This window comes from Bacillus sp. 103mf, assembly GCF_900116295.1.
Classification (GTDB): domain Bacteria; phylum Bacillota; class Bacilli; order Bacillales; family Bacillaceae_G; genus Bacillus_A; species Bacillus_A bruguierae.
In genome coordinates this window covers 63,027-87,923 of sequence record NZ_FPAF01000015.1, presented here as the reverse complement: position 1 = coordinate 87,923, position 24,897 = coordinate 63,027, and the positions used below count along the sequence as shown (strand labels likewise).

General features: G+C 37.6%; 31 protein-coding genes and 2 pseudogenes. 16 read left to right on the top strand and 17 right to left on the bottom strand.

Features of this window, described 5'->3' with window-relative positions:
- On the top strand, positions 1–839 hold an 839-nt coding region (locus BM350_RS22015; protein WP_211482636.1), incomplete at its 5' end, for a thiol-activated cytolysin family protein.
- A 140-nt stretch (positions 840–979) separates the two neighbouring features.
- Here BM350_RS22015 and BM350_RS22010 read toward each other — a convergent pair.
- From BM350_RS22010 to BM350_RS21990, 5 genes are all read right to left on the bottom strand, one after another.
- Complete coding sequence (locus BM350_RS22010) at positions 980–1,705, bottom strand: VanZ family protein (RefSeq protein WP_090918354.1); 726 nt, start codon at positions 1,703–1,705, stop codon at positions 980–982.
- Positions 1,705–2,034: a PadR family transcriptional regulator gene (locus tag BM350_RS22005; RefSeq protein ID WP_090918356.1), complete on the bottom strand. Its 330-nt coding sequence runs from the start codon at positions 2,032–2,034 to the stop codon at positions 1,705–1,707. Before BM350_RS22005 ends, BM350_RS22010 begins: the two co-directional genes overlap by 1 nt.
- A gap of 390 nt (positions 2,035–2,424) precedes the next feature.
- Positions 2,425–3,030, bottom strand: coding sequence for an ABC-2 transporter permease (locus BM350_RS22000; RefSeq protein WP_090918358.1), 606 nt, complete (start codon positions 3,028–3,030; stop codon positions 2,425–2,427).
- Positions 3,023–3,889: an ABC transporter ATP-binding protein gene (locus tag BM350_RS21995; RefSeq protein ID WP_090918360.1), complete on the bottom strand. Its 867-nt coding sequence runs from the start codon at positions 3,887–3,889 to the stop codon at positions 3,023–3,025. The genes BM350_RS22000 and BM350_RS21995 overlap by 8 nt, the downstream gene beginning before the upstream one ends.
- A 5-nt stretch (positions 3,890–3,894) precedes the next feature.
- Positions 3,895–4,266, bottom strand: coding sequence for a GntR family transcriptional regulator (locus BM350_RS21990; protein WP_090918362.1), 372 nt, complete (start codon positions 4,264–4,266; stop codon positions 3,895–3,897).
- Positions 4,267–4,492: 226 nt separating this feature from the next.
- On the opposite strand from BM350_RS21990, the gene BM350_RS21985 reads away from it, so the two are divergent.
- From BM350_RS21985 to yunB, 3 genes are all read left to right on the top strand, one after another.
- The gene (locus BM350_RS21985; protein WP_348272215.1) at positions 4,493–5,899 is read left to right on the top strand and encodes a bifunctional metallophosphatase/5'-nucleotidase; all 1,407 of its coding nucleotides are present in this window, start codon (positions 4,493–4,495) and stop codon (positions 5,897–5,899) included.
- A gap of 80 nt (positions 5,900–5,979) precedes the next feature.
- Positions 5,980–6,282 (top strand): YunC family protein, encoded by a 303-nt coding sequence (locus tag BM350_RS21980; RefSeq protein ID WP_090918366.1) that lies wholly within the window; start codon positions 5,980–5,982, stop codon positions 6,280–6,282.
- A 52-nt stretch (positions 6,283–6,334) separates the two neighbouring features.
- A complete protein-coding gene (gene yunB / locus BM350_RS21975; protein ID WP_090918368.1) occupies positions 6,335–7,072 on the top strand; it encodes a sporulation protein YunB in 738 nt (245 codons plus the stop codon).
- Between the two features lie 29 nt (positions 7,073–7,101).
- Here the strand turns inward: yunB and BM350_RS21970 are convergent, their stop codons facing one another.
- Positions 7,102–8,091: a M23 family metallopeptidase gene (locus BM350_RS21970; RefSeq protein WP_090918370.1), complete on the bottom strand. Its 990-nt coding sequence runs from the start codon at positions 8,089–8,091 to the stop codon at positions 7,102–7,104.
- Between the two features lie 189 nt (positions 8,092–8,280).
- Between BM350_RS21970 and lipA the strand changes: the two genes are divergently transcribed.
- Together lipA and BM350_RS21960 are read left to right on the top strand one after the other, a co-directional pair.
- Entirely contained in the window at positions 8,281–9,177 is an 897-nt protein-coding gene (gene lipA, locus BM350_RS21965; protein WP_090918372.1) for a lipoyl synthase, read from the top strand.
- An 80-nt stretch (positions 9,178–9,257) separates the two neighbouring features.
- Complete coding sequence (locus tag BM350_RS21960) at positions 9,258–9,590, top strand: DMT family transporter (RefSeq protein WP_090918374.1); 333 nt, start codon at positions 9,258–9,260, stop codon at positions 9,588–9,590.
- Between the two features lie 29 nt (positions 9,591–9,619).
- Here the strand turns inward: BM350_RS21960 and BM350_RS21955 are convergent, their stop codons facing one another.
- The 5 genes and pseudogenes from BM350_RS21955 to BM350_RS21935 all read right to left on the bottom strand — a co-directional run bounded on the left by BM350_RS21955 (position 9,620) and on the right by BM350_RS21935 (position 13,218).
- Positions 9,620–10,087, bottom strand: coding sequence for a YbaK/EbsC family protein (locus BM350_RS21955; RefSeq protein WP_090918375.1), 468 nt, complete (start codon positions 10,085–10,087; stop codon positions 9,620–9,622).
- 22 nt (positions 10,088–10,109) lie between these two features.
- Positions 10,110–10,810: pseudogene (locus BM350_RS21950) on the bottom strand (YoaP domain-containing protein).
- A gap of 43 nt (positions 10,811–10,853) precedes the next feature.
- A complete protein-coding gene (locus BM350_RS21945) occupies positions 10,854–11,420 on the bottom strand; it encodes a histidine phosphatase family protein (protein ID WP_090918377.1) in 567 nt (188 codons plus the stop codon).
- Positions 11,421–11,603: 183 nt separating this feature from the next.
- On the bottom strand, positions 11,604–12,380 hold the full coding sequence (locus tag BM350_RS21940) for a YhfC family intramembrane metalloprotease (RefSeq protein ID WP_090918379.1): 777 nt from the start codon (positions 12,378–12,380) through the stop codon (positions 11,604–11,606).
- A 265-nt stretch (positions 12,381–12,645) separates the two neighbouring features.
- Positions 12,646–13,218, bottom strand: a complete 573-nt coding sequence (locus BM350_RS21935; RefSeq protein WP_090918380.1) for a YhcN/YlaJ family sporulation lipoprotein — start codon at positions 13,216–13,218, stop codon at positions 12,646–12,648.
- Positions 13,219–13,402: 184 nt separating this feature from the next.
- On the opposite strand from BM350_RS21935, the gene BM350_RS21930 reads away from it, so the two are divergent.
- Positions 13,403–13,705 carry a YutD family protein gene (locus BM350_RS21930; protein WP_090918383.1) on the top strand — a complete coding sequence of 101 codons (303 nt, stop codon included), beginning with the start codon at positions 13,403–13,405 and terminating at the stop codon, positions 13,703–13,705.
- Between the two features lie 57 nt (positions 13,706–13,762).
- On the opposite strand, the gene BM350_RS21925 is transcribed toward BM350_RS21930, so the two are convergent.
- From BM350_RS21925 to glpX, 3 genes are all read right to left on the bottom strand, one after another.
- Positions 13,763–14,263 (bottom strand): Hsp15 family protein, encoded by a 501-nt coding sequence (locus BM350_RS21925; protein WP_090918385.1) that lies wholly within the window; start codon positions 14,261–14,263, stop codon positions 13,763–13,765.
- A 370-nt stretch (positions 14,264–14,633) separates the two neighbouring features.
- Complete coding sequence (locus tag BM350_RS21915; RefSeq protein ID WP_090918387.1) at positions 14,634–14,900, bottom strand: DUF3055 domain-containing protein; 267 nt, start codon at positions 14,898–14,900, stop codon at positions 14,634–14,636.
- A gap of 15 nt (positions 14,901–14,915) precedes the next feature.
- Positions 14,916–15,887: a class II fructose-bisphosphatase gene (gene glpX / locus BM350_RS21910; protein WP_090918389.1), complete on the bottom strand. Its 972-nt coding sequence runs from the start codon at positions 15,885–15,887 to the stop codon at positions 14,916–14,918.
- Between the two features lie 148 nt (positions 15,888–16,035).
- Between glpX and BM350_RS21905 the strand changes: the two genes are divergently transcribed.
- The 4 genes from BM350_RS21905 to BM350_RS21890 all read left to right on the top strand — a co-directional run bounded on the left by BM350_RS21905 (position 16,036) and on the right by BM350_RS21890 (position 19,809).
- A complete protein-coding gene (locus BM350_RS21905; RefSeq protein ID WP_090918391.1) occupies positions 16,036–16,476 on the top strand; it encodes a DUF86 domain-containing protein in 441 nt (146 codons plus the stop codon).
- Positions 16,477–16,545: 69 nt separating this feature from the next.
- On the top strand, positions 16,546–17,181 hold the full coding sequence (locus BM350_RS21900) for a helix-turn-helix transcriptional regulator (protein WP_090918393.1): 636 nt from the start codon (positions 16,546–16,548) through the stop codon (positions 17,179–17,181).
- A 92-nt stretch (positions 17,182–17,273) separates the two neighbouring features.
- Positions 17,274–18,038 carry a TIGR01457 family HAD-type hydrolase gene (locus BM350_RS21895; RefSeq protein ID WP_090918452.1) on the top strand — a complete coding sequence of 255 codons (765 nt, stop codon included), beginning with the start codon at positions 17,274–17,276 and terminating at the stop codon, positions 18,036–18,038.
- 394 nt (positions 18,039–18,432) lie between these two features.
- Entirely contained in the window at positions 18,433–19,809 is a 1,377-nt protein-coding gene (locus BM350_RS21890) for an MFS transporter (protein ID WP_090918395.1), read from the top strand.
- A 158-nt stretch (positions 19,810–19,967) separates the two neighbouring features.
- Here BM350_RS21890 and BM350_RS21885 read toward each other — a convergent pair whose 3' ends face one another.
- Complete coding sequence (locus BM350_RS21885) at positions 19,968–20,549, bottom strand: NAD(P)H-dependent oxidoreductase (protein WP_090918397.1); 582 nt, start codon at positions 20,547–20,549, stop codon at positions 19,968–19,970.
- Between the two features lie 172 nt (positions 20,550–20,721).
- On the opposite strand from BM350_RS21885, the gene BM350_RS21880 reads away from it, so the two are divergent.
- Complete coding sequence (locus BM350_RS21880) at positions 20,722–21,195, top strand: GNAT family N-acetyltransferase (RefSeq protein WP_090918399.1); 474 nt, start codon at positions 20,722–20,724, stop codon at positions 21,193–21,195.
- 50 nt (positions 21,196–21,245) lie between these two features.
- On the opposite strand, the gene BM350_RS21875 is transcribed toward BM350_RS21880, so the two are convergent.
- Positions 21,246–21,737, bottom strand: a complete 492-nt coding sequence (locus BM350_RS21875) for a phosphatidylglycerophosphatase A family protein (protein ID WP_020063076.1) — start codon at positions 21,735–21,737, stop codon at positions 21,246–21,248.
- A gap of 116 nt (positions 21,738–21,853) precedes the next feature.
- Between BM350_RS21875 and yutH the strand changes: the two genes are divergently transcribed.
- Entirely contained in the window at positions 21,854–22,855 is a 1,002-nt protein-coding gene (gene yutH, locus BM350_RS21870; protein ID WP_090918401.1) for a spore coat putative kinase YutH, read from the top strand.
- Positions 22,856–23,010: 155 nt separating this feature from the next.
- Here the strand turns inward: yutH and BM350_RS21865 are convergent.
- Positions 23,011–23,226: pseudogene (locus tag BM350_RS21865) on the bottom strand (NifU family protein); the annotation flags it as partial.
- 181 nt (positions 23,227–23,407) lie between these two features.
- Here BM350_RS21865 and BM350_RS21860 point away from each other — a divergent pair.
- The 3 genes from BM350_RS21860 to BM350_RS21850 all read left to right on the top strand — a co-directional run bounded on the left by BM350_RS21860 (position 23,408) and on the right by BM350_RS21850 (position 24,873).
- Positions 23,408–23,716 carry a YuzD family protein gene (locus tag BM350_RS21860; RefSeq protein ID WP_090918403.1) on the top strand — a complete coding sequence of 103 codons (309 nt, stop codon included), beginning with the start codon at positions 23,408–23,410 and terminating at the stop codon, positions 23,714–23,716.
- Positions 23,717–23,797: 81 nt separating this feature from the next.
- Entirely contained in the window at positions 23,798–24,088 is a 291-nt protein-coding gene (locus tag BM350_RS21855) for a hypothetical protein (protein ID WP_090918405.1), read from the top strand.
- A complete protein-coding gene (locus BM350_RS21850) occupies positions 24,076–24,873 on the top strand; it encodes a nucleotidyltransferase domain-containing protein (RefSeq protein ID WP_090918407.1) in 798 nt (265 codons plus the stop codon). Before BM350_RS21855 ends, BM350_RS21850 begins: the two co-directional genes overlap by 13 nt.
- Positions 24,874–24,897: the final 24 nt, after the last annotated feature.

The window sequence follows — 24,897 nt, the reverse complement described above, 5'->3', positions numbered from 1 at the left end:
TGATGGTTGCGGCATATAAGCAAATCTTTTATACCGTAAGTGCAGAACTACCTAACAATCCATCAGATCTTTTTGATAATAGTGTTACGTTTGATGAGTTAACTCGTAAAGGGGTAAGTAATACAGCTCCGCCTATTATGGTGTCAAATGTAGCTTATGGTAGAACAGTTTATGTGAAATTAGAAACATCATCTAAGAGTAAAGATGTACAAGCTGCTTTTAAAGCTTTAATTAAGGGTCAAGGCGTTGAAGCGAGTGGACAGTACAAAGATATTTTTGAAGACAGTACCTTTACTGCTGTAGTATTAGGCGGAGATGCAAAAGAGCATAACAAGGTTGTTACAAAAGATTTTGATGAAATTCGCAATATCATTAAAGATAATGCAGAATTAAGTTCTAAAAATCCAGCATACCCAATTTCATATACTAGCTCTTTCTTAAAAGATAACGCAACTGCTGCTGTTCATAACAATACAGATTATATTGAGACTACAACTACAGAATATTCTAGTGCGAAAATGACGCTTGATCATACTGGTGCATATGTTGCTCAATTTGATGTATCTTGGGATGAATTCTCGTATGATGAAAATGGCAAAGAAGTACTATCCCATAAAACTTGGGAAGGAAATGGAAAAGACAGAACTGCTCATTTCAATACAGTAATCCCACTACCACCGAATGCGAAAAATGTAAAAGTCCTAGCAAAAGAATGTACAGGTCTTGCGTGGGAATGGTGGAGAACAATTATTAATGAACAAAATGTTCCATTAACAAATGAAATAAAAGTTTCAATTGGAGGAACAACATTATACCCAAGTGCTAATATTAATCGTTAATTAAAAGTGGAAGCGCCCTGTTTATAGGGCGCTTTTTTACTTGGTCGCAAATATATTGGCGATTTTTACAATATATCGGCGATTCGACATGATATAAAGACCATTCGACGATGTTCGACACGCGAGAAGCCACCTTATCATCAAAATGAGGTGGCTTTATCAGTACGCTTATAGCGAATCCATAATTTTTTCATGCCGATGTAAATGCTGTAGCCGATTAATCCGCCAGTTACGTTTAAAATAATATCATCTACATCAAAGATACCAGTAAAGGTTATTAATTGTAGTAATTCGATAAAGAAAACGATTTTAATAAACAGTTTGCAAGCTAATTTCCAGTTACTTACTTTCGGGAATAAGAGAGGAATGAAGAAACCGAAAGGAATAAATATTATAATATTCCCTATCGTATTCATGAGCCATATATCTAGATTATAATGATTGAAATTTGTAAGGTATTTAAATGTACTTGCAAAAGGTATCACATTTACTAGATGGCTAATCGCGTTCCAATTACCTGTTTCTAAGAAGTATGTTACATTGCGGAAGTAATCAAAAAACGGTCTGCTTAATAAAAGTTGAAATACTAAGATGAGCGAATATGAAATAAATAGTCCCCAAGCAAGCCATTTTATGTATTTATGAGAAGGACTCATCGACTTCTCAATCTCTACTCCCAGTACATCAGCCTCTCCAAAATGTTGAATTGCTAATTGCGTTGCCTCTTCTTCTGATTTTCCTTGCTCGATAAACTCTTGTTGTAGGCTTGTCAGATGGTCGTATAGTTCAAGGTATAACTCTTCTTTTTCATTTTTCGGTACATGTGTGTGTTTAATAATGTGTTTGATGTATTCTTCAAGTGTCATCAGCTATAGGCTCCTTTCCGACATACTTTAATTAAAGTAGTAATTTGATCCCATGCTGTTAGTTTTTCTTGAAGTATTTTTTCTCCATTTGCAGTGATGCGATAAAATTTTCGTTTCATCCCTGTTTCAGATTCGCCCCAATAAGAAGTAATCAGTTCTTTTTGCTCTAAACGTTTGAGCGCGGGGTATAGTGTACCTTGGCTCATATTGTAAGCATCCTTGCTGTTTTCTTTTAATTTTTGAATGATTTCATAACCGTATGTATCATGTTGCTGAATGATAGAAAGGAGTAAAATATCGATACTTCCTTTTAATATCTCTTTATCCATTTTATGGGTCACCACCTTATAGTGAGATTGTAACACGACATATGTCGTGTTACAAGGTAATAATTATAAAGAAAAATGAAAAAGTGCCTTGTTTAATAGAGCAATTTAAAATATTTAGTTCACTTTTCTTTTCATAACCGGAATCTGAATTTCAGTTACAAGCTCCTCTGGATTTAAAGTAGAATGATACCCTGCAATATGCAACTTATCAAATTAACTTAATTTTAAATTTAACAAATTGTTTAAACTGATATTAGATATGTTATACAAAAAATATTTTGAAATTAATTTTCGTACATAAATAAAATCCGATGAAATCTCACCGGATTTTGCTCTTTTAACAAGGATAGCCTGTTAAATTTTATGTTTTATAATACGGAAAATTTAAAATTAAAATGCTTTACGTTGATAAATAATTAATGATACTCCCCATGAAATGATATAAACACATACAATAATAACCGTAGCTATGGTATACAATGCAGGTACAGATAAGCTGAAAATAGCATCGGTAACTGTACTAAACTTTGTTACAAGAAATTGTACAGCAGCTGGACCAAAATGTGCTAATACTAGAAATGAAACCATCACAATGGAAGACATATGATTTTGTTTAAACTGATAAAATAGTGGAAATGTAATGGCTGCAAATAGCAAAAATAATGCATTGCCCATTACAATATGCTCTACAGTAAATGACTTTTGGAAGATGATAAGCATTGCACTTGTTACAGCAATCGCCAATAGCATGTAAACAATTGTCCCAATATAACGTGAAGCGACAATTTCCTTACGGGTATATGGTAAAGAATTTAATAAAATATTTGTTTCGGTCTTTTCGTCATAGGCATGCGTATTAAAAGGAATAAAAATACTTGTAATCGTAAATATTAAAATAGGGTGCGTGTTCATCACAATAAAAAAGACGATACAGCCTAAATAAACTAGCAATTGTTTCTTCTGTAAAATTAAATCGCGCTTGATTAAATTAAGCATGATGCCCTACTCCTTTCGAGTAATACATAATATCTTCTAATGAGGCGCGTTCAATTATAACCTCATTACCAAAAATTTGTTCAACTTCAGCTACATTATTCGTTAATGCCTCAAAGCCAGTCGGTGCACGATGAATATCTACAAAGGCTTTTTCTGTATCGCGGTCTAATAAATCTGTACTACCTTTTACTAGAGCATAGTTTTCCCCTACCTCATGAATCGATTGATTAAAGATTAATTTCCCCTTTTTTAGAAAGGCAATAAAATCAGCGATGCGATCTAAATCTGTCGTAATATGTGTAGAGAAGAATATTGTACGATTGCCATCAAGCATTAATTCATGCAGTAAATTGAGTAAATCACGTCTAAATATTGGGTCTAAACCTGCTGTTGGCTCATCCATAATAATCAACTCGGCATGATGTGATAGCGCAAGCGCTAGTGAAGCCTTCATCTGCATACCTTTTGAAAAAGCTTTAATTGCTTTATTCATTGGCAGTTCAAACTGCTCTACATACTGTTTAAATATCGTTTCGTCCCAATTTTTATAAGCGGGTGCGACTATTCGCTTAATATCCTTTAGATTTAAGCCTTCATAAAATACATTACTATCAAAAACAAAACCGATGCGCTCTTTAATTTCCTTTTCGTGTGTTGCATAGTCTAAGCCAAAAATTTCAACTTCACCCGTATCTGGCTTTAATAAGTTCATTATCATTTTAATGGTTGTCGACTTCCCTGCACCATTTGCGCCAATGAAGCCTGTTACAAATCCTTTTTTAATTTGTAAATTTAATTGCTCTATCGAAAAACCTTGAAATGTTTTACTAACATTGTGTAGCTCTACTATATTCTCCATACATTTTACTCCTCATATAAAATAGTTAATAATTCTCGAAGTTCCGTTAAGGGTAGCCCAATTTCCTTACTATTAGTAATGACAGACACTAACTGTTCTTCAATAACTTTTAATTTTTTCTCACGTACTACATCTAAATTTTGTTCAGCAACAAAAGAGCCCTTACCTACAATCGAATAAATAAAGCCTGCTTTTTCTAACTCTTCATACGCGCGCTTTGTCGTAATAATACTGACTTGCAAATCTTTTGCAAGCTGGCGCATTGATGAGAGTGGCGATCCCTCTTTTAAATCACCACTCAAAATTAGTGATTTTATTTGGTTGGTAATTTGTTCGTAAATCGGTTCCTTAGAACTGTTTGAAATAATTATTTGCATGCAAATCCCTCTTAATCTTCATATTGTATATATACTTTATATACAATATATATATATTGTATCAAAAATGCAATGTTTTTTCAGAAAATTTTTAAGAAGAAATTTTTGCTTTTTCCCTCAATGAGAGTACAATGTAAAATAGCAAGAAAAGACGAAAAGTATTTACAGGATTCAAGCTTACATATAGCGTAAACAAGAAGTAGGGAATTGAGAGGAGGTTTTTTCTCTGCAAGAAGTAACAATTCATCTTTATCATACAAATGATATACATAGTCATTTTGAAAATTGGCCGCAGATTTCGCGTTTTGTGTTAGAAGAGAAAAAGCGTCGTCTTGCTGCTGGTGAAGCGGTTTTTACATTAGATATTGGCGATCATGTTGATCGATTTCATATGATTTCTGAGGCAACGAGTGGAAAAGGAAATGTGCAGCTATTAAACGAAGCGTTGTACGATTATGTAACGATTGGGAACAATGAAGGGATTACACTTGCTAACGAGCAGTTGGATCATCTATATGACGATGCAAATTTTGAAGTGCTCGTTGCCAATTTATTTAAAAAAGATCAAACGCGTCCGAAGTGGGTAAAACCATATGTACTGCAAACGCTTGATAACGGAATTACCGTTGCGTTCATTGGTTTAACAGTCGCATATCCTGATTTTTATGCGAAGTTAGATTGGCATATTGAAGATCCATTTCTACATTTGGAAACGATTTTAGAAGAGGTGCGCTCGCAGGTAGATGTCATTGTTGTCTTATCTCATTTAGGGAAAAATGCAGATGAATATATGGCAGAGCATTACGATCTAGATGTTATTTTAGGTGCACATACTCATCATTTATTTGAGCGTGGTGTATTGGTGAGTGGAACGCTTCTTTGCTGCGGGGAGAAGTGGGGGCATTATGTTGGACATGTGCAAATTACGGTGGATTTAGAAACAAAGAAAGTGATGAAAAAAGATGGACGGGCAATTAGCACGAAACGATTAGGAGCATATGGAGAGCGGCATGCTTTACTAGAAGAGCTTGAACAAGATAGTAATCTTATCATGACAGAGCCTGTTGTAACTTTAAAAGAATCGTTAGAAATGAATTGGTTTCAAGAAACGAAATTGGCTCATATGCTTGCCGAGTCTCTCAAAGAATGGTGCGATGCTGAAATCGGTATGGTAAATGCGGGTGTATTACTTGAAGGACTACAAGAAGGTGTAGTTACACGAGGAGATATTCATCGCATTTGTCCACATCCAATTAACCCATGCCGCTTGCAGATGAAAGGAAAAACATTGCGAGATGTGATTTTGAAAGCGCGTCGTCCAAACATGGAGCAGCTTGAAGTAAAAGGGTTAGGATTTCGTGGAAAAGTCATGGGGAAAATGATATATGCGGGCGTTGAAGTTGTCCCGGATACGATTCCGGGTAATAAAACATTACTCGAAGATGTCATTATCAACGGAGAATCATTAGATCTAGAACGAATTTACACAGTAGGGACGATCGATATGTTCACATTTGGCTATTTGTATCCAGAGCTTGCTGTTGTATCAGAAAAAGAATACTATATGCCGGAACTACTTCGTGATGTTTTAACAAATACATTACTGACATATGCTTCATCTGTAAAATTATAGCCTGCTGCATTGCAGTAGGCTTTTTGTATTCACATTCGTTTTTCTCTTTTCATACAGATAAAGAGAGAGGAGTGTGAACTATGGTTAATGTAGAACCAATTATAATAAATGAACACACGTTTATAGCAGTGAGTGTACAGCTTCCGAAAACAAATCTGTTAGCTGTTATGAGCGATAAAGGATATATTATGTGCGGGGCGCTGGATGTTGCTTTGTTAAATGAAAAGTTAAGCGATCGCGGTATCCTTGCGGGGCGTGCCGTTGGGGTTAGGACAATTGAGCAGTTGTTAGAAGCACCGCTTGAATCGGTTACGATTGAGGCAGAAAGATTAGGAATTACAACTGGTACAATTGGAAAAGAAGCATTGGTGAAAATGATTTAATATATCGTCCCTCTTTTTTGCATATACATGTGTAAGAAGGAGGGATTTTGTTATGCGTGCGTTTCGTCCCCGAACTTCTCGGTTTCGGAAAGGACCATTGCCATTTCGTTACGTATTGCTTATTTCATTTGCTATTTTTATTTTTCTTACCTTACAAGGCTTATGGCTTGTGAATAAAAGCATTCGGCCAACGTTAATGAAATATGCAGAAATGCAAACGAAGCGGACTGCCACAGTTGTGATGACGAAGGCAGTGAAAGATAGGGTTGCGCAAGGCATCAACGTTGATTCATTAATGAAAGTGCAAACTGATAAGAACGGAAAAGTTTCTACAATGGATTTAAATACAGAAGCAGTTAATGAAATTTTAACAACGACAACAACATACATAGAAGAATATTTACACCTGGTTGAAAAAGGAGATACGAAGGCGTTAGGATTATCAGAAGATGACGGAACGGCACTATCTGTTCCTCTCGGAAGAATTACGGATAATGCATTGCTCGGTAATATAGGACCAGATATTCCGATTACGTTTACAACAATTGGTCATGTATCCACAAATATTAAACAAGATTTTGAGCAGCAAGGAATTAACAATACGGCAATTAAAATTGTGATGGAAATTGAAGTGGCGCTTCAGGTTATTATTCCGTTTCATACAAAAGAAGTAACTGTGAAGCAAGATATTCCAATAGCCACGCGCATTGTTCAAGGTGAGGTGCCTGGTTATTATGGAAGCGGCGGAGTTGTTGTACCAGAAAAGAACGAGAAAAAAGCGGCTAACTGAAACGAGCCGCTTTTTTACAATAATTTCTGTTATTTTTTTGAATTCATCCTTTCTTTTCGTTCCCATAAACTTAAATGCATGTACGGATCAAATGCCCACTCCGTATAGCCGTTATCTTTATACAATCCAAAATGCAAATGAGGCGGGAATTTACCAGCTGTCCCAGGAGGGCCGTAGCCAGTGCTGCCGACAAATCCAAGAACAGTTCCAGGTTCAACGATTTGTCTAAGCTGTATTTCTTTTGAAAATCCCCCTAGATGTGCGTAATAATGGTAGTTGTTGTATAAATCACGAATACCGATGCGCCAGCCGCCAAGGCGATTCCATCCTTTCGTTTCAATAATGCCATAGCAAGTAGAACGAACAGGTACACCGTGCCCGGCAAAAATATCTGTTCCCTCATGCATACGACGTCCACCAAAGCTTCGTTTCGCACCAAATGTACTGCGGTAGCTATGGTTGCTGTGAATGGGAAGAGGAAAGGCATTTCCCTCTAAATCAATTCGATTGTAATGTTTGTACATACGGGCATACCCTAATATTAACTCTACTGTTTTTGCCCGCTGATAATACTCCCACAGCATAATTTTTAGCTGTTCACGATTTGCCCCACGTTTTCCTAATATGGTAGCCATTGTATAGAGAACATCTTTTTCATTATTTGGGTCTGCCAATCCATCGTTATTTCCGTCTAACCCTATGCCTCCAAATAAGGAAATTGTGTACGGTCTTGTATCATGGAGGTCTGAATTTGCTGGCCCGGACCATACTTCTGGTTTGAAATAAATCGAGATAGTGGCATCTGGCTTTTTCGGAATATCTCGGCGTACGGAACGAATATTTCGTTCGTATTGATCAATGGCAGCAAAGTAGTACCATGGAATAAGAGAGACGGTTTCCATTTCTTTATATAATGTCATTCGCTTCTTATATATATCTTGCTTGTTTTCTTCCCCGTACACAATATTGGTCTGAAGAAGAAAATAAATAAAAAGCAGAAGGAAAAGTTTTCGATGCACGGCAGTAAGCTCCTTTCCGAATCACTACCTTTAGTGTGAGATATACACGATATTTCATTATAAGTAATAATTGGAAAGAATTCTTGCAATCTTCATTTGAGCAAATCGCTTTCATGCGATAGAATAGATATGTTACATTGAAAGAAGCGAACACGGTAAACTATTTCATATTGTGCGGAGTTGATGAACATGACAAAACAAACAGAATATAAGCGCAAGCCCGAATGGTTAAAAATTAAATTAAATACAAATGAAAACTATACAGGCTTAAAGAAAATGATGCGTTCTAAGAACCTTCATACCGTTTGTGAAGAGGCAAAGTGTCCGAATATTCACGAATGCTGGGCTGTTCGTAAAACAGCAACATTTATGATTCTAGGTGCAGTTTGTACACGTGCATGTCGCTTCTGTGCTGTTAAAACAGGCTTACCAACAGAGCTTGATTTACAAGAGCCGGAACGCGTAGCGGATTCCGTGTATCAAATGAACTTAAAACATGTTGTTATAACAGCGGTTGCACGTGATGATTTGAAAGACGGAGGAGCGGAAGTTTTTGCGGAAACAGTGCGTGCTGTTCGTCGCAAAAGTCCATTTACGTCTATTGAAGTTTTACCATCTGATATGGGTGGGATAGAAGAAAATTTAAAAATGTTAATGGATGCACGTCCTGATATTTTAAACCATAACATTGAAACAGTGCGTCGATTATCTGACCGAGTTCGCGCAAGAGCAAAATATGATCGTTCATTAGAATTTTTACGTCGTGCAAAAGAAATGCAGCCAGACATTCCGACAAAATCAAGTATCATGCTTGGGCTTGGTGAAACAACAGAAGATATTATCGAAGCAATGGATGACCTGCGTGCAAACAACGTTAACATTTTAACGCTTGGTCAATATTTACAGCCGTCTAAAAAGCATTTACCGGTTATTAAATATTACACACCAGCAGAATTCGCAGAGCTAAAAGAAATTGCACTTAGCAAAGGGTTTAGTCACTGTGAGGCTGGTCCACTTGTGCGTTCTTCTTACCATGCTGATGAGCAAGTACAATCTGCAAAAGAGAATACAGTAGCAGCAAAATAATGAGGAGATCCTTCTTAGTAACTTAGCTAAGAGGGATTTTTTTTCGAGAAAGATGTACTTGAATAGAAAGGAAGGAATTCATGAAAGGGTTTATTTTATTAGCGTTTGCAATTGTGAGTGAAGTCTTTGGAACAACGATGCTGAAGTTGTCAGATGGCTTTACGAAAGTATGGCCAAGTATCGGGGTTGTTCTTGGCTTTGCATCTGCCTTTTATTTTTTATCACAAACATTGCAGCATCTTCAAATTAGCACTGCTTATGCGATTTGGTCCGGAGTTGGTACAGCGTTAACGGCAGTAATTGGTGTTCTTATTTGGAAGGATGCTTTTACATGGCAAACACTCGTTGGTTTAGTGCTCATTATTGGCGGAGTAGTTGTATTAAATATGTCGGGGTCGGGTGCACATGGATGAAACGAGAGCTGGAATTTTCAGCTCTTGTTTCATTCATATTCTAATACAATATTTCCACATGTGGATAAAATTTTTCGTAATTCTTCTGTGGATAACGAAATCGTAAATTCAGGGACACCAGGTGAAATTAATATTTTTTCGTGTTGATAAATAGAAGAATCCACAATAATCGTTACATCCTGTGTATAACCAAACGGAGCAACACAACCTGGAATGCATCCAGTCTTCTCTCTTAGTTCATCAGGTGAACAAAGTGATACGTGTGTACCGATGATGTCTTTCATTTGCTTCATATCGAGGCGAGTTCCTTCTAATGTAAAAAAGACATAGTGAGCCCCAGATTTTGTTTTCATAAAGAGGCTTTTACTTGGTTCGCCTTCTAAGCCAAGGCGTTCTCGAATGAGCCGATCTGTTTCGTAATCTAAAATAGGTTCATGTTCAAACTTTTCATATAAAACATTCGTTTTATGTAGTAACGAGATGACTTCTTCGTACATCGGAATGCAAGCTCCTTTCGTTTCACTTTTTGAATGTTTTCCACAGTTTTTCGAATTTCTTTTTGTTTATAATTTCATGTGTAATGAATTGCCCATTATAAAAAGCGCTATATGTTGTAAAGGCACACGGCGCAGTTTGAGCAGCTTCTCGGGTTGAAATTTTATTGCGCTGAACAGAAATGTCGTATTCTTGCTCAATTTCTTTCAGTTCTTGGTGGACATAATAATCGGTAAAAGGGCATTGATCTGTGTAATACACAACCAATCCTTCTTGAGTTTCAGCATGCATTTCTTTTGCGCTCGTATGAAATTGCGGGATAGGTGCCTCGGCATCAAACTTATACACAAGGAGTTCAAAGTAAGGTGGTGCTGTATCACAAACTTCGAATCCTTTTTTCTTTAAATAGCTGCCATCTGATAAATATGGGCGCTTCTTTTTGCTTGAAATAACAACAACACCGTGTTTACCATTGATTTTTGCATACATTCGTCTAATAATGCCGCGCCGTGTCCTTTTCCCTTAAAGCGCCCAGAAACCCAAAAGCAGTTTATACAAAAATATCCTGGAGCTATAATAGGTACCCAGGCGGATTCAGCTGGAAGGTATTCAATAAATACTTTTCCGTTTACATCTAGCTTTTTGAAGACAAGTCCTTCTTCTATTCGTTTTTGTAGCCATGCTTTCTTTTGCTGGACTCCGCGTGCCATTTTCTTGTCAGATATAGCGCAGCAAATATGTTCTGATTCTAAATTATCAGTAGTTACGTTAATTCGTTTCACAATGTATCTCCCATAATCTGTGGATAGTTACTGCATCATGTTCGATTGTAATTTCGTATACGTCTGGGTTACTTAAGCTTTTCCATGTGGAAAAACCGATGTTTTCGTCAAACATTCTTAAAATAAGTGTGAATAAGTTACCGTGTGTAACGAGCAGTGTTACTTTTTGTGTATCATCTTGTAATATGCTGTGGATAAGTGATCGAACTCTCTCCGTCGCTTGGCGTGTAGATTCTCCGCCAGGAAAAGTGATATCTATGTCTGTAAATGTTTGCTCTAGCATTTGTAGCCAATTACTCATTGGGGCGCCGCTCAGTATACGCTCAGTTAACCGTGCATCCTCTTGAATAGGGAGCTGCATATGTGACGTGTAAGGTGTAATGGATTGAACAGCACGAGTAAAGGGACTAGAGATAATATTTTCGATAGGAAGTCGTTTTGTAATGAGAAAATTGGCAAGATCTTTTGATTGTTGCTCGCCTATTGCTGTAAGCGGGGCATCATGTTCTTGTCCAGTTGCCATGCAATGGCGGACAACAATTAATTTCTTCATAATTCATTCCTCTTTTCTTTAACAGGAAGTAATAGTTAACTGCTGGTATGTGCTCCGTTCGTTTCACTTTATATAGACGAATTTGTACGTACTTCGACAAATAGAGTGAGAAATCCTCTTTTTTCTAATTATTGGGAAGTTGGGTGGGGTTTCTTACAAAATAAAAAGCTAAACCGAGCTGGCTTAGCTTGCATGTTCTAATGTAAATTTTGTTTTTATGTTACGAATAATCATGTAAGCACAGATACCAAATAGCATCATCAGTCCTTCGATTACGAACAAATGAATTTGCCCGCGTTGGTAGAGTGCTGCGAAAAAGTCAACAAACGCATGAAGGAATACTGCCAGTCCTACAAACATGTATTTTTTATACTTTACACCGTATAAGACAAGCATTGTGAGAGCGATTTGCATGATAAAAGCAACGAGTCGTTCAACTCCGCCAAATAAATAGAGATAAGGCGGATTATGTATTAAGGCGTCTTGGACAGCGCTAAGCTGTGGTACTTTTTCAATCATTTTGGTGAAGGTACCGTTATTAATGGCGAAAGCAAATACGAGAGTTTGGGCTCCAGTGGTTGCTCCGATTAATAATGATTCAATCCCCCCGTGACCAATTCCGTAAGCGAGACCATCTTTATATTCCTGATACTTTTTGAGTAGAAAGTAAAAGGCAATAAAACGTCCAAGTTCTTCAAAAATGCCAGCTGTTAATCCACCATATATGGCATAGATAAACGAATTTTTTAACAGTGGAGCTGTCGCTGGATTTCCCAATATAAATACATGTAACGTTTTCTCTAAAATTTGTGAGAATCCGATAAAAAATACAATTCCGACACCGACAATTTTGAAAGAGATTTTATACTTTTTCCGAAAATAAATGAGAGCAATAATCGGAATAAGAACACAGATAACGATTTGGACGATTATACTTCCAATTGCTGCATTTGAAACCATAAATTTCACCACTTTCTAATATATATATTCTATATTATGCCTGAAAAACGGTGAAATGTTTAGGGAATAACCTGAGATTATCTTCCCAGGTTATTTGATTCAACAGGTAGTACTTTATCCCGCATCAACGGGCAGTAAGACCCCCACCTCAAGATTTGGAGAGAAGCGAAAAAGATAGGCAGGGGATAACTGCCCGTAAAAGTCCGATTGAGCGGGCTTTTCATCAGTGAAGGATGAAGAACTCCCCACTGATGGAAGTTTCACTTTACTTCATCGTATTAGGCATTGTATCCGTTTGTGTATTATTTAAGTGCGGGTTTTTGCTCATTTCACGTTTAAGCATATCAAGTGTTTGAGCGTATTCTTTATCGTTTAATGTGCCTGATTTTAGTCCTTGAATTTGTGATATTAATTTTTGTTCTGTCGATACATATGCTTTGTAATAGCGGGGAACGATAGACAGTGCTGTTTTTTGGACTTGATCAGCAACTAAAGCTGGGTCTGTTGTATTTGCTCGGTAAACAATAAACACTTCGTCATCTGTTACAAGTGTTGCGGCGTTCATGACATCTGGCAGTTTCACAGTTAAATCTGTAATCATTTCAGCTAATCGTTCTTTGTTAATGCTACCAACTGGACGATTGGACACTTCATCTTTTTGTTTGTGAGAATAGCCAACCCTTGTTAACACGCGGTTTGGGACGTCCTTCCCGTATAAGTCTTTATGTTCTGACACGAGTACACGGCTTCCTTCTTCACGTTTCATTTCTGCTTTCTTTGTTTGACATCCAGCACAGATGGAAAGAGTGAGAAGGGATAAGAGCAGTTGTTTTTTCATGATTGTTTTCTCCTTATTTGATGTAAGTACGAGTGGTTCAACTAACCTTTTGGAGAAGAGCGTTCCAAAAGGAAGTTTCACTTTATAGCATTTCCCACTGAGAAGGTTTTTTGTATTTGAAATTGTTGGTTTTGAGGCTTTATGATACGATAAAAAGAAGAAAGAATAGGAAAGGGATTGGAAGATGGAGCAAAAACAGGAGATTCGCACTACAGTTCATGTGAATAATATCCACTATGAAGTAATAGAAGAGAACCGAAACGGATTTAATGAAGAAGCATTTAAAGCTCGTTATGCAGAAATTTTAAATAAATATGATTACATTGTGGGCGATTGGGGCTATGATCAGCTTCGTTTGCGCGGCTTTTTTGATGATAGTAACCAGCGTGCAACGTATGATACAAAAATTAGTACGTTATCTGAGTATTTATATGAGTATTGTAATTTTGGGTGTTCGTACTTTGTACTGAGAAAAGTGAAGAAGTAAAAAGAAGGAGCTGGCTTTTAAAAAGTCAGCTCCTTCTACTTTTCGATATGATTCAAATTACATATATATAGAAATACAGTCACCAGCTGCAAGTTTGGCATTTGGTTTAATTTGTTGACCGTTTAGTTGAATAGCTCCATCTTTAATTTTTTCTGTAATTACTGTACGGCTCCATTCTGAAATATAGGTTGCCAATACTTTATCGATGCGAAACACTCCGTGCACGGATTCTAAGAGAATGGTTAGTTCAGTTGTTCCCCCATTTTGATAGGGGGTAATTGAAATGTTGTTTAGCGTTTCTTGTCTTTCTTCTTGAAAGGTGTCGACTGTTTCCACGTGCTCAGAATGTGTTTTATAAATGTGTAACTTTTTATTCCACGTATGTCCTTTTGCGCATTTGTAAATCGCAAAACGGTAAATGTTTTTACCGTTCGCGTTATGCCTGCGAATGTGCGTATCAGTAAAAAGAGCTGTGTGACCACAATTTTTACAATGTTTTTCAACAGTTGTCTCTAATTCCGTTTTATATAAGTTCCAAAAAAGTTGTACGTTCTGCATTTTCCTTCACCTCGTATTTAGATAAAGGAACGTGAGACATCTATTTGGATGTCTTGCGGTATGAAATATAGAAAAAAGAGAAAAATAAAAGAAGGTTCCCTTGTGAGGAACCTTCGTAACAATCATACTGCAGATGTGCTACGTTCCTTTGTAATGGGAATTGGGCAGACTACTCCCTTGAAAAAAGCGTTGTGCTTTTTTGAGAGTAATGCTATCCAGTTGCTGATCCATTACAAAGTAAATGTTGGCATACGTAGTGTGACATCCTTTCTATCCAAATAGATTTGTCGTTAGTATAACGCATTAAACTGAAAATTCAAAACAAATAACATAAAAAATCACCAGCTCTATTACAAGCCGGTGATTTGGATTACATCAGTTCAAATAAAAATGAACGTAATTCTTCTGCATTTTCTTCAGAAATCGAAAATGCATGCTCTAAGTAGCCAGGTTCTTCTAAATCGTCACGACCGATAATCGCAAACTTATTGCGCTGCATATCAAGGACGATTGTTTTGCCATAATGACGATCGGAGTACAAAAGCGCTAAATCGTGGCGCTCGTTTTCTCCCATAAAGCTTACGAAACGCGTTTTTGTTTCTACTGTGTCATCGTAAAGAAAAAAACGTTCTCCCATGAACATGACTCCTTTTTAAATATCTAAATTTAAGTGTGGTTTATGATCTAAATGGTGGTGCGTTTTAATAAAGCGCACTGTTCTTGTTTTATAACGCATAACGATCGAATATGTTTCAGCTAAATCGCCGCCAAGGAATTTCACACCGTCTAATAACTCGCCAGCAGATACACCTGTTGCTGAGAAAATTGCATCATCACCGGATACTAAATCATCTAGCATTAGCAGTTGACGTGGGTTTTCTAAACCCATTGCAAGGCAGCGTGCGGCTTCTTCTTCATTCATTGGAACGAGACGTGCTTGCATCTCTCCGCCAAGACATTTCAGCGCAGCGGCAGAAATAACGCCTTCTGGGGCACCGCCAGTACCGATAAATAAGTCGATTCCTGTGCCTGGAAGAGCTGTTGCGATAGATGCACCAACATCACCATCACCAAATAATTTTACGCGTGCACCTTTTGCCCGAACACGGTTAATAATTTCTTGATGACGTTCACGTTCTTGGATGATAACTGTTAAGTCACGAATTTTTTTATTGTTTGCTTCTGCTACAATTTCAATTGTTTTTTCAATAGGATCATCTAAGCTAATTTTACCAGCTGCATTTGGACCAACCGCGATTTTTTCCATATACATATCAGGAGCATGTAGAAGGTTTCCTTTATCAGCGACAGCGATAACAGCCATTGCGTTTGCAAGACCTTTCGCTACGATATTTGTTCCTTCTAACGGGTCAACGGCAATGTCTACTTCTGGACCGTTTCCTGTTCCGAGCTTTTCCCCAATGTAAAGCATCGGTGCTTCATCAAGTTCCCCTTCGCCAATCACAACAGTACCTGCCATGTTAACAGAGTCAAACATTGTACGCATTGCAGTTGTTGCAGCGTCATCTGCCTCATTTTTCTTCCCGCGGCCCATCCATTGTGCTGATGCAAGGGCTGCTGCTTCTGTTACACGGACAATTTCTAATGCGAGTTCACGTTCCATTGTGACATTCCTCCAATTCCGAAAATCATACAAATATAACTATAACAAAGAACCGGAAAAAGGTGAATTCGAAAAATTGTCGATTTTTTTTGAATAAAGGGTTACAATTGGGAATGAAAATGCTTTAATTTCCAGGTAGGTGACATATATGTACTTTGTAGACCGTAAAAAAATTGAACAAATGTTACAGTGTTTAGAGAAAGTTGTTGCAGCATTTCAAACAAAGCAAGAATACAAGGGAGCGCTTGAGGAATATGCATTAGAGCGTATGGCGCATCTTATGATTGATTCTATTTTAGATGTAGGCAATGCCATGATTGATGGATTTATTATGCGCGATCCGGGTAGCTATGAAGATATTATTGATATTTTAATGGATGAAAAAGTTGTTACAAATGAAGAAGGAGAACATTTAAAAGAGGTCGTTCGTCTTCGAAAAATGATTGTGCAGGATTATGTAAGTATGAACCATACAGAAGTGTATCATACAGTGCAAAAACATATTGATATGATAAAACAATACCCTGTCAATATTCGCCGGTATTTGGAACAAGAGCTTGGTCCTGTATCTGCGTTTGTGGGAGAATAGATTATGTTTTAGCTCTAATGGACCATGATGTATGCTGTCCGTTAGAGCTTTTTCGAAGGGAGTTAAGAAATGGGGGAAGCGGCACGTTCCACAAGAGAGGAAATTATTCAACTTTTGAAAGTAAGAGGAGAACAAACGGTTTCGTTATTAGCAGAAGCGTTGCAAATTACAGAGATGGCCGTGCGTCGTCATTTAAGTAAGCTTGAGAAGGATAAGCTCATTGAAATGAAAATGGTACGGCAACATGTCGGGAGACCAATGTATGTCTACTGTTTAAGTGCAAAAGGAGAAGACTTGTTTCCAAAACAATATAAGCAGTTTGCAGTCGAAATGCTAGAAGATTTGCAGCGTATTGGCGATGAAGAACTTGTTAAGAAACTTTTGCAGGCGCGAACAGACCGTATGGAAGAACAATTAGCAAAACGTGTAAATCGAAAGGAAACAACATTAGAGCGCTTAAAAGAAATTGCAATCATGCAAGAAAAAAATGGGTATATGGTGCGCGTAGAACAAGAAAGTGAACATTCTTTCATACTACAAAAACAAAATTGTCCGTTAATGGAGGTAGCTGAAAAGTTTCCTCAAATTTGTCATGATGAGAAAAGTATGTATAATAAGCTATTGCCAACCGCTGATGTAAAAGTATTATCGAGTATGTGCGCGGGAGACTGTTTCTGTTCGTATCAAATCATAGAAAAAAAATGAACATTATGGGACGCTTTTTGAAAAAGCGTTTTTTTCTTTTGGAAAAGAGGATACGATAAGAAGAGAGTATGTATCAAGAAGGAGTGACATCTGTGTATAAAGGCTATTTAATTGATTTAGACGGAACGATGTACCGAGGCGAAGAACGCATTGAAGAGGCGAGCGATTTTATAAAGGCGCTGCAAGAGCGTAACTTACCTTATTTATTTGTGACGAACAACTCGACGCGTAAACCAGAGCAAGTGGCAGACAAGCTTGTGCAGTTTGATATTCCGGCTACACCAGAGCAAGTATTTACAACAAGCATGGCCACAGCGAACTTTATATATGAAAGAAAACAAAATGCTTCTGTATATATGATTGGGGAAGAAGGTTTACGTGATGCACTTGTGGAAAAAGGATTCACACTTGTGGATAGTAATCCTGATTTTGTCGTTGTTGGGCTAGATCGTGAAATTACGTATGAAAAATTGGCAAAAGCGTGTTTAGCTGTTCGAAACGGGGCAACATTCATTTCAACAAATGGTGATATTGCGATTCCAACAGAACGCGGCTTATTGCCAGGGAACGGTTCCTTAACATCCGTTGTAACAGTATCCACAACAGTAAATCCAATTTTCATTGGTAAACCAGAATCCATTATTATGGAGCAAGCATTAAAAGTACTCGGAACAACGAAAGAAGAAACATTAATGGTTGGGGATAACTATGACACGGATATTTTGGCAGGCATGAATGCGGGCATGGATACACTACTTGTCCACACAGGAGTCACATCTGTGGAAAAATTAACAGAATACGACGTGCAGCCAACGCATGTTGTCCACAGTTTGACGGAGTGGATTAAGAAGATGTAAGAAGAGATAGGCAATCGTAAATGGTTGCCTATTTTTTTATCCCGCTATTCGTGGGCAGTGAGTCCCCTACCTCAAAATTAAGAGAGAATCAAAGAAGAAAGGTTGGGGATAACTGCCCGTAAAAGTCCGATTGGGTGGGCTTTCCATCGGTGGTGGGGGAAAAACCCTTGCTGATGGAAGTTTCACTTTATAACCAAAAGATTCATGTGGTCGAATTGTGTGAGATTTTTTTTCTTTCTTGCTAAATAGATGGATGGTATAATTTGGAACAAATGTGATGAGGAGGAGTATGTATGAAGTGCACAAAAATGATGAGGGTACAAATTCAAGGGGAAAGCGTATCATTTACCCTATAAACTGCGTGGTTCCCCTTTAATATGGGGGTATCATCCTAATGGAAAAAGATTCACCGAATTATGTGTTTACTGATGTGAAGAAAGCTTTTCTATGGCTTGGTTTTCTTGCTTTCTTCAGTGTATTGAATGAAATGGTTTTTAATGTAGTTTTACCTGATATTGCGAAAGATCTTGGTATATCACCGTCTTTGGCTAACTGGGTAAATACAAGTTTTATGATTTCATTTGCTATTGGGTCAATCACGTATGGAGCAATAAGTGATAAATATGGTGTGAAGAAATTACTTGTCTTTGGTCTGCTTGCTTACAGTGGCGGATCACTTTTAGGTGTATTCGCACATTCTCATTTTCTTGCTGTAATTGCTGCGCGTTTTATTCAAGGGGTTGGTGCATCAGCAGTGCCAGCGCTTGTTATGGTAATCGTTGCACGCTACGTGAAATCAGGAGAGCAAGGGAAAGCATTTGGCATAATTGGCTCGTTGGTAGCTATGGGAGAAGGAATAGGCCCAGCTCTTGGCGGGACGGTTGCCTATTATGTACAGTGGCCCGTTCTTTTTCTGATTCCGATGCTGACACTTTTCACTATCCCCTTTTTTCTAAAAGAACTTCCGAATGAATCCATAAAGGGGAAGAGGATAGATATTTTTGGGATAGTGTTACTGTCCTGTGGAATTGTTACATTTACTATATATACAACGCAATATAATTGGTTGTATTTGGCGATTAGTTTTGTGTTGTTTGTAGGCTTCACTTTGCATATACACAAGGTTGAACAGCCTTTTATAGAACCAAGATTATTGATGAACCGAAAGTTTATGTTGGGAGTGCTAACTGGTTGTGTTCTCCTAGGTACCGTGGCAGGTTGTATATCAATGATTCCTTATATGATGAGAGGTGTACACCAACTGTCTGCAAGTATGATTGGGTGGGTTATATTCCCAGGAACGATGAGTGTAATGGCATTCGGCATTGTTGGTGGTAGCCTAGTTGATAGACGAGGAACGACATTTGTTCTGTGGCTTGGCTCATCTTTCATTATTGCGAGCTTTTTTATCCTTTCATTATTTGCAGATCAAACCCCATGGTTCGTTTCAGGTATGCTAATTCTAATGTTTGGTGGACTTTCCTTCGTTAAAACAGTCATTTCTACGAGTGTTGCGGATGCTCTGGGACCGAAGGAAGTCGGTGCAGGTATGGGATTTCTTAGCTTCGCCTGCTTCTTAGCAGAAGGACTAGGGATAGCGATTGTTGGTGGGTTATTAACAAAACATATTTTAGAATATCCGTTACTTTCCACTATACAAAATGCGAAAACGTACTTGTATAGTAATTTACTACTCGTTTTTATTGTTGCTGTATTAATTGGTGCAAGCATCTATACAGTAGCTTATAGTCGAAGAAGAAATGAATTGTAATGGATGTTTAGAAGCCGAACACAATGTTTGGCTTCTTTTATTCCACGGAAATTTTTCCAAGAGTTTGTATGAGATGATTACATAGAAAAAGTTCTGCAAAGATATACCCCTAAGATTATTGGGAATTAAAAAAACCACCTTCAAAAGGTGGTTTTTTATTAGAACAAACGATTCATAAGCTCTTTCACTTCTGCAAGGTATTGTTTTCTCGTCTCATTATCCACAGACGGGACGCTCGTATAGAAAGCGTGCTCTACCGTTTCAATACCAGTAAAATCAAAAATCCCTGCACCAGTTGTTTTCTTGATTGCCTCAAACATACCACTTGCCTCATAATTTTCTTTCGAATTGCCCATTGTGGATAATAATAGGCCTTTTTTACCTGTTAATAACTTCTCAATACCATTTGCGCCGTATGCATAAGCAAATCCGTGGCTAAATACACGATCTACATACCCTTTTAAGATGGCAGGAAGACCTGTCCACCAAACTGGATAAATGAAGGTAATTACATCTGCCCACGTAATATGCTCTTGCTCAGCTTGAATATCAGCCGGTGTATTTCCTTGTGAAAATGAAATGAAATCATTGGCAGCTAATACAGGATTAAAGTTGATCGCATAAAGATCACGAACGCACACTTCATGTCCTTTTTCTTGTAGTTGTCCTTGCATTGTTTCTAGAATTGCGTGGTTAAAACTTTGTGGATTCGGGTGTGCATAAATGATTAAATGTTTCATTACGAGTCCTCCTATATGTGGATATGTGAGTAGTATGTTCAAAATCAGTTGAAAACATCTTCTGTAACTATTGTAGTTACTTGTCAGGGGGATAGCAAAGAAGATGCTTTGTATAACAGGATTTCTTTTCGTGTGAGCGAATAGGTATAAGGAAAGCGAGGAGAACATACAAATGAACATTCATAACCTTACAATCGAAGAAGCGAAAGAAATCAATACATGGCAATATGAGACCCCGTATGAACTGTATAGTTTTACTGGGGAAGATGAAACGTTAAAAGAATTGCTTGATGGTACATATTACGGTGTTTGTGATGAGCAGGATAAATTCATCGGTTATTTTTGTTTTGGGGATAACGCACAGGTGCCAGGCGGAAGAGATGCGAAGTTATACACAGGTGAGCGCGTTGTGGATATCGGACTTGGGATGAAACCAGCATTAACAGGAAAGGGGCTGGGGATATCTTTTTTACAAGCAGGATTGCAGTTTGCGAAGGATGAGTTTAAGCCAGAGAAAATTCGGTTAAGCGTTGCGGCTTTTAATGAGCGGGCTATTCATCTATATGTGAAAGCAGGTTTTCAAAAGAAAGTGTCTTTTGTGAACAGAGGTAGAGAATTTCAGCTTATGGAGTATGAGGAGAAATAAATAAGAAAACCAGCTCTTTTTATATAGAAGCTGGTTTTCTTGTTTTTGTATTATTCAGCGTGTGCTGCCCTATGTGCCAAACGACTTGAAGCAGCAGCAGCAATCGCTCCAACAATATCATCGAGGAATGTATGAACTTTACCTGTAGATTTATCGTTTAAATATTGTAAAATACCTGGCTTTAATTTATCGATATAGCCAAAATTTGTGAAACCGATTGAGCCGTATACGTTGACGATGGATAAGGCGACAACTTCGTCTACTCCGTATAATCCTTCATCGCGGTGAATGATGTCTTGAAGAGGTGCACTTAGTAAACCTTTTTCGGCAAGAACATCTAATTCAATTCCTGTAATGAGGGCATTTTGTACTTCACGTTTGGATAAGACACGTTCTACATTATAACGACATTCTTCCATTGCTAAATTTGGATGATATTTTTTTTGAAGAAAATGAACGAGTTCTGCAATATCGTCAATTTTTACACCGCGTTCTTGTAGTAACTGTAATGCTCTTTCTTGTAGTTCATTTCGTTGTGTCATGTTTATCACCTTTTTTTCTTTTTTATATTGTATACGTATAGGTGTATGATGTGCATAGGAATGAAATTCAATTAAAAGCTCATATATATATAGAAAAAATGTAGGTGGCGAGTACGATGATTCAACATATTTATGAGAACTATCATATACACGTCAAGGAATTTACACCTCTTGGTCCTTATAAAAGCTTTTGGGTTCGTAATAAAATTTATGTGCTTCTTCCTGCCGGTCATTTGCAAGAAGAAGAGCTTGTTGAAATGAAAAAATTAAGTGATTATATGAATCAGCAAGGTGATATTACCGTTGCGACGTTTGTGCCAAACGTACAAGGTTATTACGTTAGTGAGATAGAAGAAACAAATTATTGTTTGTTAAAAGGAATACGCACGTTAGAGCGTAATGTCATTTCATTAGGAAGTGAGTTATCATTATTTCATAAGCGCGGTGCATTCTTTTCAGAAGAAATTGAACATCTCAGCCGAATTGGTGAATGGAAGTCGCTCTGGGAAAAACGATTAGATCAACTCGAACGTTTTTGGCAATCTAAAATAGCAAGTCACCCTACTGATGTGTTTGAACAATTATTTATTGAATCTTTTCCGTACTACTTAGGTCTTGCCGAAAACGCGATTCAATATGTAGTAGATACAGAAATTGATGATAATCCTCAACCTACTGATGCCGCAACAATTTGTCAGGAACGATTTACGCCATTACTTTGGCAGCAAACGAAACGATTAAAGCTGCCAGTTGATTGGGTATATGACCATCCAAGCCGTGATTTAGCCGAATGGGTACGTCATATTTCTTTTGAAAAAAGAGAGAACTGGGAAGAAACGATTGTCCAGTTCTTAACCGACTACGAACGGAACTATTCATTATCTTCGTTTGGCTGGCGTTTATTATTTGCCCGTCTTCTCTTTCCGCTTCATTATTTTGAAACCATCGAAGGTTATTACTTAACTGGAAATGAAACGCAAAAGTATGTATACCAAGATCGGTTAGAAACGATTTTGCGACGTGTAAATCAATCGGAACAGTTTCTTCAGCAGTTTTATGATCTTATTCGCTTACCTATTGATAGGTTAGGAATTCGCAAGATTGACTGGCTTACGTAATATGTAATTTTGAAAAAAGAGACCATGGTGGGTCTCTTTTTTCTTTAGCGGCTAGAACAGTCGGTGGATTCGCGTCTTCCGTCGAGGCAAAAAGCGCCTCTATGTCAGAAGCTCCATCCTCCTCCTGTTCTGAGCAAGCCGCTTCCGCTTTTAAATTAAAATACTTGTTCTACTTCAATTACACCCGGTACTTCTTCTAAAAGAGCACGCTCGATACCAGCTTTTAATGTGATTGTAGAACTTGGGCAGCTGCCGCAAGCACCTAGAAGGCGTAATTTAACGATACCGTCTTCGATATCTACTAATTCTACGTCACCGCCATCGCGAAGTAAGAATGGACGTAATTTATCTAATACTTCTACTACTTGTTCGTGTAAGTTTTCGTTTTCCATTTTTATCGACTCCTTTCATCAGTTTTATTATAATCAAGATACAGGGGAAAATCTATTTTTAATATCTTTCTTATATTGTCAAGATAGTTTATGGAAGTTTCCTGCTTATATGTGACAATAAGATGTGGAAAGAAATGTGTGTGCAAATGGGGGAGAAAATATGATAAAAGTTAGTGTTTACGGCGCGAAAGTTGTATGTGCGAGCTGCGTTGGAATGCCGTCTTCAACGGAAACGTATGAATGGCTGCAAGCAGCAATCGGACGAAAATATGAAGGACAAGAAGATAAGTTTCATTTTGAATATGTGGATATTCATGAGGAGCAAGAGGAGGAAGAAAAACGAGCTTTTGCTGAGCGTGTTATGGAAGAAGACTTATTTTATCCTGTTGTTCTTGTGAATAACGAGATTGTCGGAGAAGGAAATCCTCGCTTAAAGGATGTATACGAAGAAATTGAGAAATATTTATAATATAACTTATCACTCACAGAGCTCTTGCAACTTAGACTACAAATCGCAAGGGCTTTTTCTGTGCTTTGGAGGATGAATGAGATGAAGAAGGGATTTGTAATGGGGATTATAGGGCTTTTTCTAGTTAGCAGTATTGCTTGTATGAAAGAGGATGCAGCAGCGATTTACTCATTAGCAGGTTGGCTGGGCGTCTTTTTCTTAGCTAGTGCAGTATTTCTTTGTATAGATGGATTTATTTTAGGAGCAAGGGGGACATTTGCCTCGGCAAAGCCAACGCGAAAAGAATCCCGCTTTCAATCTGCTAAAACGAACGCATTTGCAGCAATTCCTAATATGACAGCAGCGTTAGGAGTATACTTATGGCTATCGTAACGGAGCATTCTATACCAAAAGAAGCAAAGTTCTTATTAGACCAATATGTGAACGAACTTCAAAAAATCATTTCAAAAGAAAAGCTAATTGGTGTGTATTTGTATGGTTCATTAGCATTAGATGCATTTCATCCGGAAACGAGTGATATTGACTTTGTAACGGTGATGACAGAACAAGTCAGTGAAGCAGAGAAAGTGAAAATACGTGAATTACATAAGAGGCTTTATACACATGACCTCGGTAAACGAATGGATGGGATGTATATTCCGCTTGGTGATGTAGGAAAGCAAAATCATGAGATGTCACCGTATCTATATTATTCAGATGGAAAAATAAATGAAGGCTATTGGGACATTAATTCTGTGACGTGGTGGATGATAAAGAATTGCGGTATTACGATTTTGGGTCAAAAAGCAGACGAGCTTCCATATGTAGTAACGTGGGATGATGTTGTAAGCACAATGAAATACAATGTGGAACAATATTGGAGTGAGAAAGTAAAGCGTCCATATTTATTTTTATCTACAGAATGGGTAGAGTTTGCAGTTGTGACAATAGGACGTATTATATACACGCTAGAGATGGAACGGATTGTTTCTAAAGATGAAGGGCTGCAATATATGATGAAATGTTTTAAAGAATGGGAACCGCTTCTTCAAGATGTGTACCGGGTACGTCAAAAAGAAGGAATGAAACCGTCTTTATCGAGATGGAAACGTGCTAAGCTGACGAAGCAGTATTTATTATTTGGGATAGAGGAATGTAAGAAGAAGTGTAGGAAATAAAAGAAGTTCACATTTTTTGTGAAC